Origin of the sequence: Frigoribacterium sp. ME-P-080, from assembly GCF_030209595.1 — a bacterium.
In the GTDB taxonomy this organism is placed as follows: domain Bacteria; phylum Actinomycetota; class Actinomycetes; order Actinomycetales; family Microbacteriaceae; genus Frigoribacterium.
Genome location: NZ_JARVRR010000007.1, coordinates 106,608 through 123,502, shown reverse-complemented (window position 1 = coordinate 123,502; position 16,895 = coordinate 106,608). Strand labels below are relative to the sequence as shown.

The window sequence follows — 16,895 nt, the reverse complement described above, 5'->3', positions numbered from 1 at the left end:
CGGTGCGGGGAGTCCTGCGCCGCGCCTCCGCGGCCGGTCCGCTTCAGCCCGGCTTCAGCGCGCTCCCGCCATGATGGGCACGACGCGCACCCGGCGCGACCGAGGGAGGCCCCGTGCGCGTGCTCGTCGTCGAGGACCAGGCGACCCTGGCCGAGGGTCTGCGGCTCGGGCTCGAGGCCGAGGGGATCGCGGTCGACGTCGCGGCGACCGGCACCGATGGGCTCTGGCGGACCCGTGAGGGCAGCTACGACGTGGTCGTCCTCGACATCATGCTGCCCGGCATGAGCGGCTACGCCGTGTGCCGGGCGATGCGCGAGGGAGGCGACTGGACCCCCGTCATCGTGTTGACCGCCAAGGACGGCGAGTGGGACCAGGTCGAGGCCCTCGACACCGGCGCCGACGACTACCTCACCAAGCCGTTCTCGTTCGCCGTGTTGCTCGCCCGGCTGCGCGCCCTGGTCCGCCGTGGCGCCCGCGAACGACCGGTCGTGCTCGAGGCCGGCGACCTCCGCGTCGACCCCGCCTCGCGCAGCGTCCACCGCGGCGACGTCGAGGTCGAGCTCACGAGCCGTGAGTTCGCGGTGCTCGAGTTCCTCATGCGTCACGCCGGCAGCGTCGTGACCAAGCGCGAGGTGCTCGACGGCGTCTGGAACGACGACTTCGAGGGCGACCCCAACATCGTCGAGGTGTACGTGCGTCACCTGCGCAACAAGGTCGACCGGCCGTTCGGCCGAGAAGCCATCGTCACGCTCCGGGGGGCGGGCTACCGTCTGGAGGCGCGGGGTGGCTGAGCGGGCCCCTCGCGTCCCGGCTCCCGGGCCCGGGCCGTCCGCCGTCATCGGGCCGCGACGGGTGAGACGGGCGTCGCTGCGGTCGCGCATCACCGTGGCCGCCGTGCTCGCCGTGGCTCTGACCCTCGGGGTGTTCGCCCTCGTCTTCGCGCTCGTGCAACAGGCCGTGCTCGCCGACGCCCCGCGCCAGGCCGCCTCGGCCGACGTGGACCGCGCCGTGTCGGCCCTCGCGATCGGTTCGACGCCGAGCGTGGCCGTCGCGGGCGAGACGGACGGGTCCCTGGTCGTCGTGACCGACGCGTCCGGGCGCGTGCTCGCCGTGGGAGGCGACGACGACCTCGCCGACGTCGCCTCGTCGATCGCCTCGTCCGGTTCGGGGGACCGGGTCTCGCTCGACGGCGACGAGTTCGTCGTCGAACGCGAGGACGTCGGGGTCGAGAGCACCGCGACGCCGACGCCGGCCGCGTCGACCCCGACCCCGACCCCGACGCCGACCCCCACGGATGACGACGACGACGCCGACGACGACTCCGGGTCGGGCGGCTCGCGCTCCGACGACGGCGAGGCGGACGACGACGCCACGTCCTCCGCCGACGACGCCACCCCCGTCCCCGCCCGGGTCGTCACGACCGGGTACGGCGTCGTGGCCGCGCGCTCCCTCGAGGAGGCGAGCACCGCCTCCTCGGCCAGTCTCGTCACGCTCGGCGTGGCGATCCCGGTGGCCCTGCTCGTGCTCGGCGTCACCACCTGGCTCGTCGTGGGCCGTGCCCTGCGCCCGGTCGAGTCGATGCGCCGCGAGGTCGACACGGTCACGGCCCAGAGCCTGTCGCACCGGTTGCCCGACCCGGGCGGCGGCGACGAGATCGCCCGCCTCGCCCGCACGCTGAACGGGATGCTCGACCGGCTCGACTCGTCGGCGACGGCCCAGCGACGCTTCGTCGGCGACGCCTCGCACGAGCTGAAGACGCCGCTCGCCACCATCCGGCAGCACGCCGAGGTCGCGCTGCTGCACCCCGGCAGCATCGACGGCGCGGCCCTGGCCGGCACCGTGCTCGGCGAGGAGGCGCGGTTGACGGCGCTCGTGCAGGGCCTGTTGGTCCTCGCCAGGGCGGACGAGGGCGCCCTGGGCGTGACCCGCCGCCCGGTCGACCTCGACGACCTCGTGGTGTCGGAGACCGCTCGCCTGCGCGGCGTCGCCCGTCCCGACGGTCGGGGGCCGCTCGCCGTCGACGCCACGGCCGTCGGCCCGGCTCGCGTCGACGGCGACGAGGGGCTGCTCGGCCAGGTCGTGCACAACCTCGTAGCGAACGCGGCCCGGCACGCCGACGCCCGCGTCGCCGTGGCCCTCGCCGAGCGCGACGGAGGCGTGGTCCTCACCGTGGACGACGACGGCGCCGGGGTGGCCGAGGCGGACCGCGAGCGGGTGTTCGACCGGTTCGTGCGCCTGGACGAGGCCCGCGCCCGCGACGCGGGCGGCAGCGGACTGGGGCTCGCCATCGTGCGCGAGATCGTCCGGGTCCACGGAGGCGCGGTGTCGGCCACGGCCTCGCCTCTCGGAGGTGCCCGGTTCGTGGTCCACCTCCCCGCCGGTCCCGCCTGACCCGAGCGCCCCACCGGGTGGTCGGCGGGTTCCCGCCCTGCGGGGCGGGTGCGCGCCGACCCGCCGAGGGGCACGTGGACCCGCCCGCTCCGGTGACGCGACCCGCGCCTCCTGAACGGATCTTCAGGTCGCTTCAGGACCGCTTCAGTGCCCTCTCGCGAGAGTGGGGTCCATCGGCTCGAGAGAGCGACAGACCCGGCCGCCCGGCGGCCCCACGAACGGAGCGAACCATGCTGAAGAACACCCTCACCAAGAAGAAGTCCCTGCTGATCGCCGGCGGAATCGCGGGCGTCCTCGTGCTGGGCGGCGGCGGCGTGGCCCTCGCCTCGGGCCTCGACGACGGCGTGTCCGTGCAGACCCGCGACCGGGCCCAGGAGGCGGCGCTCGCCGAGACCGGCGGCGGCACCGTGACCGAGGTCGACACCCTCGACGACGGACTCGTCGGCTACGAGGTCGAGGTCGTCCTGCCCGACGGTCGCGAGGCGACGGTGCTGCTCGACGGCGACTACTCCGTCACCTCGAGCAGCGTCGACGACGACGACTCGCGCGGGTCCGGTGCCACCCCGACGCCCGTCGCCGGCGACGACCGCGACGACGACGACGACTCGCTCGGGTCGGACGCCACCCCGACGCCCGTCGCCGGTCCGGGGCGCGACGACTCGGCCAACGACGACTCGACCCGCGACGACTCGGCCCGTGACGACGACCTGACCGGCGCGGACTACGACCGGGCCGCGGCCGCCGCCCTCGCCGCCGCCGGTGGGGGCACGGTGACCGACGCCGACCGCAGCGACGACACCGGCGTGGCCTACGAGGTCGACGTGCGCCTCGACGACGGCACCGAGGTCGACGTCGACCTCGACCAGGCGTTCGGCGTGGTGCGCACGGACGTCGACGCCCGCCGCTGACGGGACGGGGCCCGGCCGTGCCAGGCCCGGCCCGGCCAGGCCTGCCGGGCCCCGTGATGGGAGACTGGTTCCGTGCCAACCTTCTCCGCCGCCCGAGGCGACTACGAGTTCACCGATGCCCACGGCGTGACCGTGCACTACTACGTCTGGAAGGCGGCGTCGCCCAAAGCCGTGGTGCAGCTCGCCCACGGCCTCGGCGAGTACGCCCTGCGCTACGAGGACCTCGCCCAGGACCTCGTGCGGGCCGGCTACACGGTCTACGCGAACGACCACCTCGGTCACGGCGAGACCGGCCTCGGCCAGTGGGGCGGTGACCACGCGAAGCTCGGCCGCCTGGGCCCGTCGGGGCTGCGCGGGGCGATGGAGGCGGTGGTCCGGTTGACGGGCATCGCGCGCTCCGAGAACCCCGGCTCGCCGCTCGTGCTGCTCGGGCACTCGTGGGGCTCGTTGATGGCGCAGAAGCTCGTCGACGAGGGCTCCGACCGGTTCGACGCCGTCGTGCTGAGCGGCACGGCCTACCGCATGCCCGGCAGCATGAACGCGGGCGACCTGAACGCCCGGCACGCCCACCTCGGCGACACCGGCTACGAGTGGCTCAGCCGGGACCAGGCCGTGGTCGACGCCATGGCTGCCGACCCCCTGTCGGTGCAGGCGACGGCCCGACAGCTGTTCGGCACGGCCGACACGCTGCGGCTGATGGGTCGCCCCTCGACCCGGCTCGCGAGCGACCTCCCCGTGCTCGTCCTCGTCGGCGACGACGACCCGCTCGGCGGCGAGGCCAGCGCCCGCAAGCTCGCCGACGCGTACGTCAACCGCAGTCGGCTCAGCGACGTCGAGCTCGTGGTCTACCAGGGCGCCCGGCACGAGGTGTTCCGCGAGACCAACCGCGACGAGGTCGTCGCCGACCTGGTGCGGTGGCTCGACGACCGCGTGGGGCACCAGGCATAGGCTGCGACCATGCACGGTGAGTACAAGGTCCCAGGCGGAAAGCTCGTGGTCGTCGACCTCGACGTCAGAGAGGGGCGCATCGCCGGGTTCCGTCTCGCCGGTGACTTCTTCCTCGAGCCCGACACGGCGCTCGACGCCGTCGACCGGGCGGTGAACGGCCTGCCGGTCGAGTCCGACGCGGCGACGATCGCGGCGACGATCAAGCAGGGGCTGCCGGCCGACGCGGTGTTGCTCGGCTTCTCGCCCGAGGCGATCGCCGTGGCGATCCGCCGCAGCCTCTCGAAGGCGACCGACTGGCGCGACTACGACTGGCAGATCATCCACGACGCCCCGGTGTCGCCCAACGTGCACCTCGCCCTCGACCAGGTGCTGACCGAAGAGGTCGGAGCGGGCCGTCGCGGGCCCACCCTCCGCTTCTGGGAGTGGGACCAGCCCGCCGTGGTCATCGGCAGCTTCCAGTCGTTGAAGAACGAGGTCGACCTCGACGCCGCCTCGACCCACGGCTTCGAGGTGGTGCGCCGCATCAGCGGCGGCGGCGCGATGTTCATGGACGCCCAGTCGATCGTGACGTACTCGCTCTACGCTCCGGGCGAGCTCGTGCAGGGCATGAGCTTCGCCGACTCGTACGCGTACCTCGACGAGTGGGTCATCACGGCGCTCAAGTCGCTCGGCATCGACGCCTTCTACCAGCCGCTCAACGACATCACCAGCGCCAAGGGCAAGATCGGCGGGGCCGCGCAGAAGCGCCTGGGCAACGGGGCCCTGCTGCACCACGCCACGATGTCGTACGACATGGACGGCGACAAGATGGTGAAGGTCCTGCGCATCGGCCGCGAGAAGATGAGCGACAAGGGCACCACCAGCGCCGCCAAGCGCGTCGACCCCCTCCGGAGCCAGACGGGATTGTCCCGCGCCGAGATCATCGAGCGGCTCAAGCAGACCTTCACCGGCCTCTACGGGGCGACCGACGGCCACGTCACCGAGGCCGAGCTCGAGAAGGCCGAGCAGCTCGTCACCTCGAAGTTCGCGACGCCCGAGTGGTTGGCGCGCGTGCCCTGAGCACCTGAGGGTCGCCGTCGAGGCGACCCGCGCCTCCTGCCGGGGGTCCGCCTCGGCGGTTTCGCCGCGGTCGCCTCGGCGGCCGCACCGCGGTCAGCGGTCGAGCAGCTCGCGGTAGTCGACGTGGTCCTCGACGAAGTCGACCACGAACGGGCAGAGCGGCACGACGCGAAGGTCGGTGTTCGCGCGCACGTCGTCGAGGGCGCCCTGGACGAGCCGGGCCCCGAGGCCGGCGGATCGTCGGCTGGGGTCGATCTCGGTGTGGGTGAAGCGGATCTCGTGGCCGGCGACGTCGTAGGCCGCGAAGCCGATCGTCTCGCCGTCCTCGACGAGGGCGTACTGGTTCTGGGTGGGGCGGTTCTCTACCTCGGTGGTCATCCCGACACGCTACGCGCCCCGGGCCGGGAGTCGGGCGCGTGTCGGTGCCCGCCAGGCAGCAGAATGGTCGGATGCCCCTCGACTGGACCACCGCCTCCCCGAGCCTCGTGGTCCACGGTGACGCCCTCGACGTCACGGCGCAGCTGCCCGACGGCGGGTTCACGATCGTCTACCTCGATCCTCCGTTCAACACCGGGCGGCAGCAGCGTCGCCGGTCGACGACGTCCGTGCGCAGCGCCGAGGACTCGACCACCTCGGTGGCGGGCTTCAAGGGCGTGCGGTACGAGCGCATCCGGGGCGACCTGATGGGCTACGACGACCGCTTCGAGGACTACTGGTCGTTCCTCGAACCGCGCCTGGCCGAGGCCTGGCGGCTGCTGGCCCCCGACGGCACCCTCTACCTGCACTTGGACTACCGCGAGGCGCACTACGCGAAGGTGCTGCTCGACGCCCTGTTCGGGCGGGACTGCTTCCTGAACGAGATCATCTGGGCCTACGACTACGGCGCCAAGAGTCGCACCCGGTGGCCGACCAAGCACGACACGATCCTGGTCTACGTCAAAGACCCCACGAAGTACCACTTCGACTCGACGAGCGTCGACCGCGAGCCGTACATGGCCCCGGGGCTCGTCACACCCGAGAAGGTCGCCCGGGGCAAGCTGCCGACCGACGTGTGGTGGCACACCATCGTGTCGCCGACCGGTCGCGAGAAGACCGGCTACCCGACGCAGAAGCCCGAGGGCGTGTTGCGTCGCATCGTGCAGGCCTCCAGCCGCGAAGGCGACTGGGTGCTCGACTTCTTCGCCGGCAGCGGCACCACCGGGGCGGTGGCGGATGCCCTCGGTCGTCGTTACTTGCTCGTCGACAGCAACGAGGAGGCGGTGGCCGTCATGCGCAGACGGCTCCCGTCGGCGCAGGTCGAGTCGGTCTGACGGCGTGCAGGTCGGCGGCTGAGACGGCCGTCGTGACCGACCCGCGGACGAACGACACGAGTTGCTCGTGGGTGAGACCCTGCATCTGCTGGGCGGAGAAGCCCGACGGGCACGTCATCGCACGACGCCGAGCGCGAGGAGCAGGGCGGCGACGAGACTGACGCTCGCGCCGGTGGCAGCCGTCGCGATGACGGCGAGCGTTCGCTGGCGGGCGGTGTCGCGCACCTCGGAGAAGGTGCTGCGGGCAGTGGTGCGGTCGCTGCGAGCGACGTCGATCGTGGTCATGTTCGGCTCGTCTCTGGCACCCCTGCGATGCCTGGCGGAACGGTGGGACTTCGGACGGTCACGACACCGCCGTGAATCGGTGTCGTGCGGTCAGACTGTCACGTCGATGGTTAGTCGATCTAGTCAGTTCACCAGTTGTTCGCTCAACGGCTAGGACGGATGGTGCCCGTGCCCGTGCCCGTGCCCGTGCCTGTGCCCGTGCCCGCTCGGTCGGCCGGATCGCCGTCGACGTGGTGGTCGTCGATCTCGATCGCTGCCGTCATGCGCTGCAGGAAGCCCACGACCACGGCCGCCTCGTCGGCGTCGAGCGACTCGGCCGTCGAGATCATGCGCGCGTGCATCGCCGCCATGGTGTCGCGCACCTCGGTGTTCGAGTCGCCCGTGGCGGTCAGCAGGACCCCGCGCTTGTCGGACGGGTGAGGGTGGCGCAGCATGTGCCCGCTCGCGACGAGGCGGTTGATCAGCACCGAGGTCGATGCCGAGGTGATCTTCAGCTGGGCGGCCAGTTCTTTCGCGCTGACGGGGTCGCCGAGCCGCTGGGCCCGGAGCAGGAACCGCAGGGCGGCGAGGTCGGTGTCGTTCATCTTCATCGACTTGCGGGTGCGGGCCCGCATCGCGACCTCGGCGGCACGGTAGGCGCGGAGGGTGTTCAACACCGTGACGCCGCGCTCTTCGGTGCTGCTGCTGTACCAATAGCCGGACGCGTCGAAGGGCGCGGCGGTGGCGTGCTGATCGGGCATGAGGGGGAGTCTAGCCCACGTCGCTAGTCCGTCTAGCAAAAAATCATTGCTGACCAGGTTTTTTCTCGTTGTCAACCCCTGTGCTGCGGCTCGTGGCCGTCCTAGGCTCGACACGTCCGCCTCGAGTGGGCAGAGGCGTCCCGCCGTGTCGACCAGAGCTTCACGCAGGGAATCGATTCGGTGGGGCGTCCCATGACGGAGAAAGGCCGCACACCCCGTGGGTGTGCGGCCTTCGGTCGTCTCGCCTCCCGCGTGAGCTTCACGGGCAGGGAACGCCGGACGCGGGACGAACCGTTCGGCACCGAAGCGCCGTCGAGGGAACGCTACCCGACACTTGCCGTGTCGCGACACCAGCTCGAGCGGATCGGGTGCCGGGCGGACGTCGCGCCGGGCACCCGATCAGCGCCGAGGCGAGGTGTCGCCCCGCCCTTCTTCCGCGGGCACGACGTCGATCGAACCCGTGTCGGGGGCGACCAGCGAACCGGTCTGCGCGGCGGCGGCCTGCGCCGCGAGCTCGGCGTCGGCGGCCACGGCGGCCCGCGCGTCGTCGGCTGCCTCGTCGATGGCCGACTTCTGGCGCAGCGGCGTGGCCTTGAGGAAGAAGCTCAGCACGAAGGCCACGAGCACCACCACCAGGGCGACCCAGAAGACCGTCACGGCTGCGTTCGCGAAGCCGTCGAGGAACGGCGCGGCGAGACGGCGGTCGGCCGTGTTGAGGAACGACGTGTTGCCGTCGAGTGCGCCGCCGACCTGCGACGTGTCGCCGCCTCCGGCCGCCTGGTAGAGCTTGAGGATCGCGGCGTTCGCCGGGTCGCTCAGCACCGACTGGTCGGCGAGGGCGGCCTGGGCACGGCCCTGCAGGCTCGAGTCGGCGAAGGCGTCCGCGATCGTCTGGGGGATGCGGCTGAAGAGCACGGAGAACAGCACGGCCGTGCCGAGCGTCCCGCCGATCTGTCGGAAGAACGTCGACGCCGACGTGGCCACGCCGATGTCGCGGGCCCCGACCGAGTTCTGCGAGGCGATGGTCAGGGTCTGCATCAGCTGTCCGAGTCCCAGGCCGACCAACAGCATGCCGACCATCATGAACCAGTACGGCTTGTCGAACGAGAGGTTCGTGAACCAGAAGAACCCGGCCGCCATGAACGCCGTGCCCGTGATCGGGAAGATCTTGTACTTGCCCGTCCGTGAGATGAGCTGGCCGGCGACGATCGACGAGATCATCAGGCCGGCGATCATCGGCAGCATCTGGAAGCCGCTCTCGGTCGGGGTCGCCCCGTTCACGAGCTGCAGGTACAGCGGAACCGTCAGCAGGGCGCCGAACATGCCGAACCCGACGAGCACGCCGAGCACGGTCGCCATCGAGAAGGTGGGGTTGCGGAACAGCTTGAGCGGGATGAGTGCGTCGTCGCCCATCGATCGCTCGATCACGACGAACGCGACGATGCCGATGGCCCCGATCACGTAGCAGGCGAAGGCCCCGGGCGAGCTCCAGCCCCAGGTGCGGCCCTGCTCGGCCACCAGCAGCAGCGGCACGGCGGCCACGATGACGGCGGCGGCGCCGAACCAGTCGATGCGCACGTTCTCGCGACGCTTCTGGCCCGGGATGTGCAGGAACCGCACGACGATGAACAGCGCCACGATGCCGATCGGCACGTTGATCAGGAACACCCAGCGCCAGCCGGTGACGAAGAGGATCTGGTCGGCCCCGGCGAACAGCCCGCCGACGAGCGGGCCGATGACGCTCGAGATGCCGAACACGGCGAGGAAGTAGCCCTGGTACTTCGCGCGTTCACGCGGGGCCAGGATGTCGCCCATGATCGTCAGCGGCAGGGCCATGAGGCCGCCGGCGCCCATGCCCTGGACCGCCCGGAAGATGGCGAGCTGGTACATGCTCTCGGAGAAGCCGGCCGCGACGGACCCCAGCAAGAAGATCGTGATGGCGATCAGGAAGAGCGGTCGCCTCCCGAAGATGTCGCTGAGCTTGCCGTAGATGGGCGTCGAGATGGTCGACACGATCAGGTAGGCGGTGGTCACCCAGGCCTGCAGGCTGAGCCCGTCGAGGTCGTCCGCGATCGTCCGCATCGAGGTGCCGACGATCGTCTGGTCGAGGGCCGAGAGGAACATGCCGGCCATCAGGCCGAAGATGACGTACAGGATCTGGCGGTGGGTCATCAGGCCCTGGCGCTCGGCGGGGGCCGTGGTCGTGGGTGCGGAGGCGGCGCTCGACATGGTGTCTCTTCTGTCTGGAAGGGGAAGGCGCGACGAGGAATTGCGCAGTACGCAAAGTTACTTCACGGGCAAGCATCCGACAACAAGAGGAATCGTCCGTCCCTGTCGGTCCGTTGCTCGTGACTAGGCTCGACGCGATGTCACGCCGCCCCTCCCTGCCGCACCCCGCGGCCACCGTCCTGGCCGTCGTCCTCTCGGCCGGCCTGCTGGCCGCGTGCTCGGGGGGCGCGCCCGAGCCGAGCCCGAGCACGTCGGCCGCGACCGTCTCGCCGACGCTCACCCCGACCCCGTCCCCGACCGAGGAGGCGCCTCCCACGTCCCCCACGACACCCGCGTTCGACAAGGCGGCCCGGTCGGTCGACGACCCCGCCAGCCTCTGGGTCGTCAGCGACAAGCTGCGCGCGCTCGACCCGGTCGACTACGTCCCCGGCGATCTCGTCACGCCCGACGTGGCGCACCAGAACCCGCCGACCCTCCGCGCCGAGGCGGCTGCCGCGGTCGTCGAGATGTTCCGGGCGGGCGAGGCCGAGGGGGCCGGGGCGTTCCAGGTGCAGAGCGCCTACCGCTCGTACGACACCCAGGTGGGCGTCTACGCCGGCTGGGTCCAACGTCTCGGGCAGGCACAGGCCGATGCACAGAGCGCCCGTCCGGGATTCAGCGAGCACCAGACCGGGCTCGCCCTCGACATCAGCCCCGTGCCGCTCAGTTGCGCGTTGCAGGCCTGCTTCGGGGACACACCGCAGGGGCAGTGGCTCGCGGCCAACGCGTGGCGCTTCGGGTTCCTGCTGCGCTACCCGGCCGACAAGGTCGCCGTGACCGGCTTCACCTTCGAGCCGTGGCATTTCCGGTACGTGGGCGTGCCCCTCGCCACCGAGATGCACGACACGGGCGTCACCACGCTCGAGGAGTTCTTCGGCCTACCGGCCGCCCCCGACTACGCGGGCTGAGCCTGTCGCCCGGCCGCCGCCGCCTGCCCGCCGCGCACCCCCGCGAACCGCGCGACGGGCGTGTTCGTCGGACGAGGGCGACCGAAGTCGCCCGTCCGTCACGAACACGCCCGTCGGGCGGTGCGGGAGGCGCGGGTCAGGCGCCGAGCGCGGCGTCGACGATGGTCTTCGCCTCGGCCTGGACGCGGGCGAGGTGCTCGGGGCCCTCGAACGACTCGGCGTAGATCTTGTAGACGTCCTCGGTGCCGCTCGGGCGGGCCGCGAACCAGGCCTTGTCGGTGACGACCTTGACGCCGCCGACGGCCGCGTCGTTGCCCGGAGCCTTGCTGAGCTTGGCCGTGATGCGGTCGCCCGCGAGCTCGGTCGCCTCGATGGCGTCGCCGTCGAGCTTGCCCAGACGGGTCTTCTGCTCTTTCGTCGCCGCCGCGTCGACCCGCTGGTAGACCGGGTCGCCGTACTTCTCGACCAGTTCGGCGTAGAGCTGCGAGGGGGTCTTGCCGGTGACGGCGATGATCTCGCTCGCGAGCAGGGCGAGCAGGATGCCGTCCTTGTCGGTCGTCCAGACGGTGCCGTCCTTGCGCAGGAAGGACGCGCCGGCGCTCTCTTCGCCACCGAAGGCGACCGAGCCGTCCACCAGGCCGGGGACGAACCACTTGAACCCGACCGGGACCTCCCACAGGCGACGCCCGTGCGACTCGGCGACCTTGTCGATGATGCTCGACGAGACGAGGGTCTTGCCGATGGCCGCGTCGTCGCGCCACTCGGGGCGGTGCGTGTAGAGGTAGTCGATGGCGACCGCGAGGTAGTGGTTCGGGTTCATCAGGCCGCCGTCGGGCGTGACGATGCCGTGCCGGTCGGCGTCGGCGTCGTTGCCGGTCAGGACGTCGAACTCGTCCTTGCGGCGCACGACGCTGGCCATCGCCGAGGGGCTCGACGGGTCCATGCGGATCTTGCCGTCCCAGTCGAGCGTCATGAAGCGCCAGGTGGGGTCGACGCCCGGGTTCGTGACGGTGAGGTCGAGGCCGTAGACGTCGCGGATCGCGCCCCAGTACTCGACGCTCGCGCCACCGAGCGGGTCGGCACCGATCTTCACGCCGGCCTTCTTGATGGCGTCGATGTCGATGATGTTGACGAGGTCGCCCACGTAGCCGCGGAGGAAGTCGTGCCGGCCGGGCGTGCCGACGCCGCGCTTCACGTCGACGTTGCCGGCGGCGATGATCTCGTTGGCGCGGTTCGCGATCCAGTTCGTGGCGTCGCTGTCGGCCGGCCCGCCGTGGGGCGGGTTGTACTTGAAGCCGCCGTCGCGGGGCGGGTTGTGGCTGGGGGTGACGACGATGCCGTCGGCCTTGTCGGTGTTCGCGGGGTCGTTGTTGTAGACCAGGATCGCGTGGCTGAGCGCGGGCGTCGGCACGTAGCCGCCCTCGGCGTCGGCCAGCACCTTCACGTCGTTGCCGGTGAGCACCTCGACCGCGGTGCGCTCGGCGGGGCCGCTCAGGATGTGCGTGTCGCGCCCGATGAACAGCGGGCCGGTGATGCCCTGGCCCGCGCGGTACTCGACGATCGCCTGCGTGATGGCGGCGATGTGGGTCTCGTTGAAGGCAGCGTCGAGCGACGACCCGCGGTGGCCCGAGGTGCCGAAGACGACCTTCTGCTCGACCTCGCCGACGTCGGGGACGAGTTCGTAGTACGCGGACGTGACCTCTTCGGGGTCGATCAGGTCGCTGGCTTCTGCGGGGGTTCCGGCACGGTCGGTCATGGGGACATCCTGGCACCCGCCGCCGACCTTCGTCGCGGTGCCCGGGCGGCTCTCAGTAGGCTCCTCGTCATGCCGACCCGCGCCTCCTCGACGACCTACAGCTACCTCGGGCCCGCGGGCACGTTCACCGAGGCGGCGCTCAAGCAGGTGCCCGAGGCCGTCGGGGCCACCTGGAAGAGCGTCAACAACGTCGGCGAGGCCCTGGCCGACGTCGTCTCGGGCGTCAGCACGGCCGCGATGATCGCGATCGAGAACAGCGTCGAGGGCGGGGTCAGTGCGACGCAGGACGCCCTCGCCACGGTGCCGGGCCTCCGCATCGTCGGCGAGTACCTGGTGCGCGTCAACTTCGTGCTCGTCGCCCGGCCGGGCACCCGCATCGAGGAGGTGCGAGTCGTCAACGCGCACCCGGTCGCCTACGCGCAGACCCACCGATGGCTCGAACGCAACCTGCCCGGCCACGGTCACCTGCCGGCCTCGTCGAACGTGGCCGCCGCCGCCTCGCTGCTCGAGCCGGGCGGCGCCGGGGGCTCCGCGGACGCCGCGGTCGCGCCTCCCGGCATCACCGACCACCACGACCTCGAGGTGCTCGCCCGCGACATCGGCGACAACGACCAGGCCGTCACGCGCTTCGTGCTGGTCAGCCGGACGGTGCCCGTGCCGCCCGCGACCGGTGCCGACAAGACCAGCCTGATCGTCGAGCTGCCGGCCGACGGCTCGGGGGCACTGGTCGACATGCTCGAGCAGTTCGCGACCCGCGGCATCAACCTCAGCCTCATCCAGTCGCGGCCGATCGGCGACGCCCTCGGGCGCTACCGGTTCGTCATCGACCTCGAGGGGCACGTGCTCGACGAACGCGTGGCCGACGCCCTGCTCGGGCTGAAGCGCTTCAGCCCGAGCGTGATGTTCCTCGGGTCGTACCCTCGTGCCGACGGCGCCCCGGCCGAGGTCTCGCCGCGGTACGACGACGAGGCCTTCGTCGACGCCCGCGACTGGCTGCGCGGGCTGATCAGCGGCCTGCGCTGATCAGCGGCCTGCGATGACGACCGGCCTCGCTCGGCCGGCCGCCCGTGCCGATCAGGCGTCGGCCGGCACGCGGACGGTCAGGCCGCCCGGGTCGACGACCGCACGCAGGGCGACGACCTTGCCGACGGAGTCGCCGTCGATCTCGAAGTCCTGGGGGGAGTCGAGGCGGACCACGAGCTTCTTGCCCTTGTTGTAGCGCAGGGTGCGCACCTCGCGGCTGTTGGCGGCGAGGATGCGGCGGCCGACCTGGGTGCGGCGCATGACGCCGTTCTCCCACACGATCTTGACCCAGATCTGCACCCAGCCGAAGAAGCCCTCGGGGCGCAGGGCGACGATGTCGAAGATGCCGTCGTCGATCGCCGCGTCGGGCAGCAGCATGATGTTGGCGGGCAGCAGGCCGCAGTTGCCGACGATGATCGTGTGGGCGCGCATCGACTTGCGGCCCTGGTCGTCGAGCTCGTACCGGACGTCGATCTTGTTGTCGTCGCGGAGCGCGCGGGCGATGGCGTCGACGTAGGCGAGCCACCCGACGCGCTTCTTCAGCTCGTCGTTGGTGTTCGCGAGCATCTTCGCGTCGAGGCCGACGCCCGCCATGACGACGAACGCCTTGGTCTCGCGCGAGCCGTCCTCACGCTCGACGTCGACGACGCCGAGGTCGATGTCACGGTCGCGACCGCTGAACGCCGTCGCGATCGAGTCGTCGAGGTTGTCGAGCGAGAGCTCGAGGTTGCGGGCCAACAGGTTGCCCGTGCCCGAGGGCAGCAGGGCGAGGGACGCGTCGGTGCCCTGCAGGGCCTCGGCCACGGCACGCACCGTGCCGTCGCCCCCCGCGGCGATCACCATGTCGACGCCCTCGGCGAGGGCCTGCTTCGTCACCTCGCCGCCCGGGTCTTCCTTGCTGGTCTCGTAGAACTTCGTGGGGGCCCAGCCGTTCGAGAACTCGTGGCGCCCGACGGCCGTCTTGATGGCGTCGAGGTCGACCTTGATCGGGTTGTAGACGACCGCGGCGGTCTGGCGAGCCGTCTCGGGCTCGGATGCCGAGGCGTGCTCGGCGGGGGAGGGGGAGGTGGCGGTCATGGGGCGAGCGTATTGGACGCACCCCCGTCAGGTAACGGGAAGGCGAAGGCTCTGTGCAGAACGTCGGCCGCGCGGGTGCCGTTGCTTAGGATGGGCGGGTGATCGATCCCCAGTTGCTTCGTGAATCCCCCGACCTCGTCAAGCAGAGCCAGCGGGCCCGGGGCGACTCCGAGTCGCTGGTCGACGACGCGGTGGCGGCCGACCAGGCCCGCCGCGCGGCGATCGCCGCCTTCGAAGACCTGCGCGCCGAGCAGAACGCCTTCGGCAAGACCGTCGCCAAGGCGCCGAAAGACGAGAAGAAGGCCCTGGTCGCGCAGGCGCAGCAGCTCGCCGCCCGCGTGAAGGAGGCGCAGGCCGCTTCGAACGAGGCCGATGCGGTCTTCGACGCGGCCGCGCGCGGCATCGGCAACCTGATCATCGACGGCGTGCCCTCGGGCGGCGAAGAGAACTTCGTGACGCTCCGTGAGCACGGCACCCGCCCCTCCTTCGACTTCGAGGCCCTCGACCACGCCGACCTCGGCGAGAAGCTCGGCGCGATCGACATCAAGCGCGGCACCAAGGTCTCGGGCTCGCGCTTCTACTTCCTGCGCGGCATCGGTGCGCGCCTCGAGCTCGGCCTGATGAACATGGCCCTCGACCTCGCCCTGGAGAACGACTTCACGCCGCTGATCACCCCGACGCTGGTGCGACCCGAGGTCATGGCCGGCACCGGGTTCCTGGGCTCCCACGCCGACGAGGTCTACCACCTGCCCGCCGACGACCTCTACCTGACCGGCACGAGCGAGGTCGCGCTCGCCGGCTACCACTCCGACGAGATCCTCGACGTCGAGGCGGGCCCGATCCGCTACGCCGGTTGGTCGACCTGCTACCGCCGCGAGGCCGGTGCCGCCGGCAAGGACAACCGGGGCATCCTCCGCGTGCACCAGTTCAACAAGCTCGAGATGTTCAGCTACGTGCACCCCGACCAGGCAGAGGCCGAGCACGACGCCCTCGTCGGGTTCCAGGAGAGCATGCTGCAGGCCCTCGGCCTCACCTACCGCGTCATCGACGTCGCCGCCGGCGACCTCGGTTCGAGCGCCGCACGCAAGTTCGACATCGAGGCCTGGGTGCCGACGCAGGGCACCTACCGCGAGCTGAGCAGCACGTCGAACTGCACCACCTTCCAGGCACGCCGCCTCGACACCCGCTACCGCACCGAGAGCGGCAAGACGGCTCCCGTCGCGACGCTCAACGGCACCCTCGCGACCACGCGGTGGCTCGTCGCGATCCTCGAGACGCACCAGCAGGCCGACGGTTCGGTGGTCGTGCCCGAGGCGCTGCGCGGCTACCTCGGTGGCCTCGAGGTCATCGAGCCGGTCGCGTGAGCCAGGCCGCAGCCGCACCCCGGCCCGGCGACGAGCCCGTGGCCGCCGCCGACCGCTGGCTGGTCGCGCTCGACGTCGACGGCACGATCATGCCCGAGGACGGCACCATCTCCGAGGCCGTCCTCGGCGAGATCACGCGCCTCCACGACCAGGGTCACCAGGTCATGATCGCGACCGGACGCTCGGTGTCGATGACGCTGCCCGTCATGGAGCGTCTCGGTCTCGTCTCGGACTACGTCGTCTGCGCGAACGGTGCGATCACCCTGGGCCGTGACGAGTCGGCTCCGACGGGGTACCGCCGCGTGCACGTCGAGGAGTTCGACCCGACCCAGGTGCTGTCGACGATCCGCGAGGCCCTGGCCGACGCGGGGGCCGGGTACGCCGTCGAAGACCAAGAGGGGCTGCTCCGGTACTGCGGGTCGTTCCCCGCGGCGGCGGCGGCACTGAACGCCGAGAAGGTCGAGTTCGACGACCTCGTCGGCCGGCCGGCGACCCGCGTGGTCGTCGTCTCGCCCGACCACGACACCGAGGACTTCCTCACGGCCGTCGAGCGCATGGGCCTCCAGCACGTGAACTACAACGTCGGCTGGACGGCCTGGCTCGACATCGCCCCGGACGGCGTCACGAAGGCGACCGCCCTCGAGCGCGTGCGGCAGTGGCTCGACGTGCCGCGGTCGCAGGTCCTGGCCGCCGGCGACGGACGCAACGACATCGACATGCTGCGCTGGGCCGCGGCCGAGGGGCGCGGGGTCGCCATGGGCCAGGCACCCGACGACGTCGCCGCGGTGGCCAGCGAGCAGACGTCGAGCGACCTGGACGACGGGCTCGCCGAGGTGCTCGCGACGCTCTGAGTCGGTA

The 16,895-nt window shown here is 71.5% G+C and carries 16 protein-coding genes; 10 read left to right on the top strand and 6 right to left on the bottom strand.

The window, feature by feature from the left end:
* The first annotated feature begins 113 nt into the window (after positions 1-113).
* The 5 genes from QRN23_RS12575 to lplAB all read left to right on the top strand — a co-directional run bounded on the left by QRN23_RS12575 (position 114) and on the right by lplAB (position 5,306).
* Positions 114-791: a response regulator transcription factor gene (locus QRN23_RS12575; protein WP_056047329.1), complete on the top strand. Its 678-nt coding sequence runs from the start codon at positions 114-116 to the stop codon at positions 789-791.
* Entirely contained in the window at positions 784-2,391 is a 1,608-nt protein-coding gene (locus QRN23_RS12570) for a sensor histidine kinase (protein ID WP_236556911.1), read from the top strand. Before QRN23_RS12575 ends, QRN23_RS12570 begins: the two co-directional genes overlap by 8 nt.
* A 230-nt stretch (positions 2,392-2,621) precedes the next feature.
* Positions 2,622-3,299, top strand: coding sequence for a PepSY domain-containing protein (locus QRN23_RS12565; protein ID WP_159825868.1), 678 nt, complete (start codon positions 2,622-2,624; stop codon positions 3,297-3,299).
* Positions 3,300-3,371: 72 nt separating this feature from the next.
* Complete coding sequence (locus QRN23_RS12560) at positions 3,372-4,247, top strand: alpha/beta fold hydrolase (RefSeq protein WP_285063703.1); 876 nt, start codon at positions 3,372-3,374, stop codon at positions 4,245-4,247.
* Positions 4,248-4,256: 9 nt separating this feature from the next.
* Positions 4,257-5,306: a lipoate-protein ligase LplAB gene (lplAB, locus tag QRN23_RS12555; protein WP_285063702.1), complete on the top strand. Its 1,050-nt coding sequence runs from the start codon at positions 4,257-4,259 to the stop codon at positions 5,304-5,306.
* Positions 5,307-5,399: 93 nt separating this feature from the next.
* Here the strand turns inward: lplAB and QRN23_RS12550 are convergent, their stop codons facing one another.
* The gene (locus tag QRN23_RS12550; RefSeq protein ID WP_123571960.1) at positions 5,400-5,684 is read right to left on the bottom strand and encodes a GNAT family N-acetyltransferase; all 285 of its coding nucleotides are present in this window, start codon (positions 5,682-5,684) and stop codon (positions 5,400-5,402) included.
* Positions 5,685-5,755: 71 nt separating this feature from the next.
* Between QRN23_RS12550 and QRN23_RS12545 the strand changes: the two genes are divergently transcribed.
* Positions 5,756-6,616 (top strand): DNA-methyltransferase, encoded by an 861-nt coding sequence (locus QRN23_RS12545; protein WP_159825869.1) that lies wholly within the window; start codon positions 5,756-5,758, stop codon positions 6,614-6,616.
* A gap of 114 nt (positions 6,617-6,730) precedes the next feature.
* On the opposite strand, the gene QRN23_RS12540 is transcribed toward QRN23_RS12545, so the two are convergent.
* From QRN23_RS12540 to QRN23_RS12530, 3 genes are all read right to left on the bottom strand, one after another.
* Positions 6,731-6,901, bottom strand: a complete 171-nt coding sequence (locus QRN23_RS12540) for a hypothetical protein (protein ID WP_157485415.1) — start codon at positions 6,899-6,901, stop codon at positions 6,731-6,733.
* A gap of 143 nt (positions 6,902-7,044) precedes the next feature.
* Positions 7,045-7,641, bottom strand: coding sequence for a MarR family winged helix-turn-helix transcriptional regulator (locus tag QRN23_RS12535; protein ID WP_285063701.1), 597 nt, complete (start codon positions 7,639-7,641; stop codon positions 7,045-7,047).
* A 399-nt stretch (positions 7,642-8,040) separates the two neighbouring features.
* Positions 8,041-9,870 (bottom strand): MDR family MFS transporter, encoded by a 1,830-nt coding sequence (locus QRN23_RS12530; protein WP_285063700.1) that lies wholly within the window; start codon positions 9,868-9,870, stop codon positions 8,041-8,043.
* Positions 9,871-10,007: 137 nt separating this feature from the next.
* Between QRN23_RS12530 and QRN23_RS12525 the strand changes: the two genes are divergently transcribed.
* Positions 10,008-10,817 carry a M15 family metallopeptidase gene (locus QRN23_RS12525; RefSeq protein WP_123571957.1) on the top strand — a complete coding sequence of 270 codons (810 nt, stop codon included), beginning with the start codon at positions 10,008-10,010 and terminating at the stop codon, positions 10,815-10,817.
* 136 nt (positions 10,818-10,953) lie between these two features.
* Here the strand turns inward: QRN23_RS12525 and pgm are convergent, their stop codons facing one another.
* Positions 10,954-12,573, bottom strand: coding sequence for a phosphoglucomutase (alpha-D-glucose-1,6-bisphosphate-dependent) (gene pgm, locus QRN23_RS12520; RefSeq protein WP_159825872.1), 1,620 nt, complete (start codon positions 12,571-12,573; stop codon positions 10,954-10,956).
* A gap of 69 nt (positions 12,574-12,642) precedes the next feature.
* On the opposite strand from pgm, the gene pheA reads away from it, so the two are divergent.
* Positions 12,643-13,596 carry a prephenate dehydratase gene (gene pheA, locus QRN23_RS12515; RefSeq protein ID WP_123571956.1) on the top strand — a complete coding sequence of 318 codons (954 nt, stop codon included), beginning with the start codon at positions 12,643-12,645 and terminating at the stop codon, positions 13,594-13,596.
* A 51-nt stretch (positions 13,597-13,647) separates the two neighbouring features.
* Here the strand turns inward: pheA and QRN23_RS12510 are convergent, their stop codons facing one another.
* Positions 13,648-14,673 carry a diacylglycerol/lipid kinase family protein gene (locus QRN23_RS12510; RefSeq protein WP_056227383.1) on the bottom strand — a complete coding sequence of 342 codons (1,026 nt, stop codon included), beginning with the start codon at positions 14,671-14,673 and terminating at the stop codon, positions 13,648-13,650.
* A gap of 98 nt (positions 14,674-14,771) precedes the next feature.
* Between QRN23_RS12510 and serS the strand changes: the two genes are divergently transcribed.
* Both serS and QRN23_RS12500 read left to right on the top strand, forming a co-directional pair.
* Positions 14,772-16,037 (top strand): serine--tRNA ligase, encoded by a 1,266-nt coding sequence (gene serS, locus QRN23_RS12505; RefSeq protein WP_123571955.1) that lies wholly within the window; start codon positions 14,772-14,774, stop codon positions 16,035-16,037.
* Positions 16,034-16,888, top strand: a complete 855-nt coding sequence (locus QRN23_RS12500) for an HAD family hydrolase (protein WP_236556913.1) — start codon at positions 16,034-16,036, stop codon at positions 16,886-16,888. Before serS ends, QRN23_RS12500 begins: the two co-directional genes overlap by 4 nt.
* The last annotated feature ends 7 nt before the right edge of the window (positions 16,889-16,895 follow it).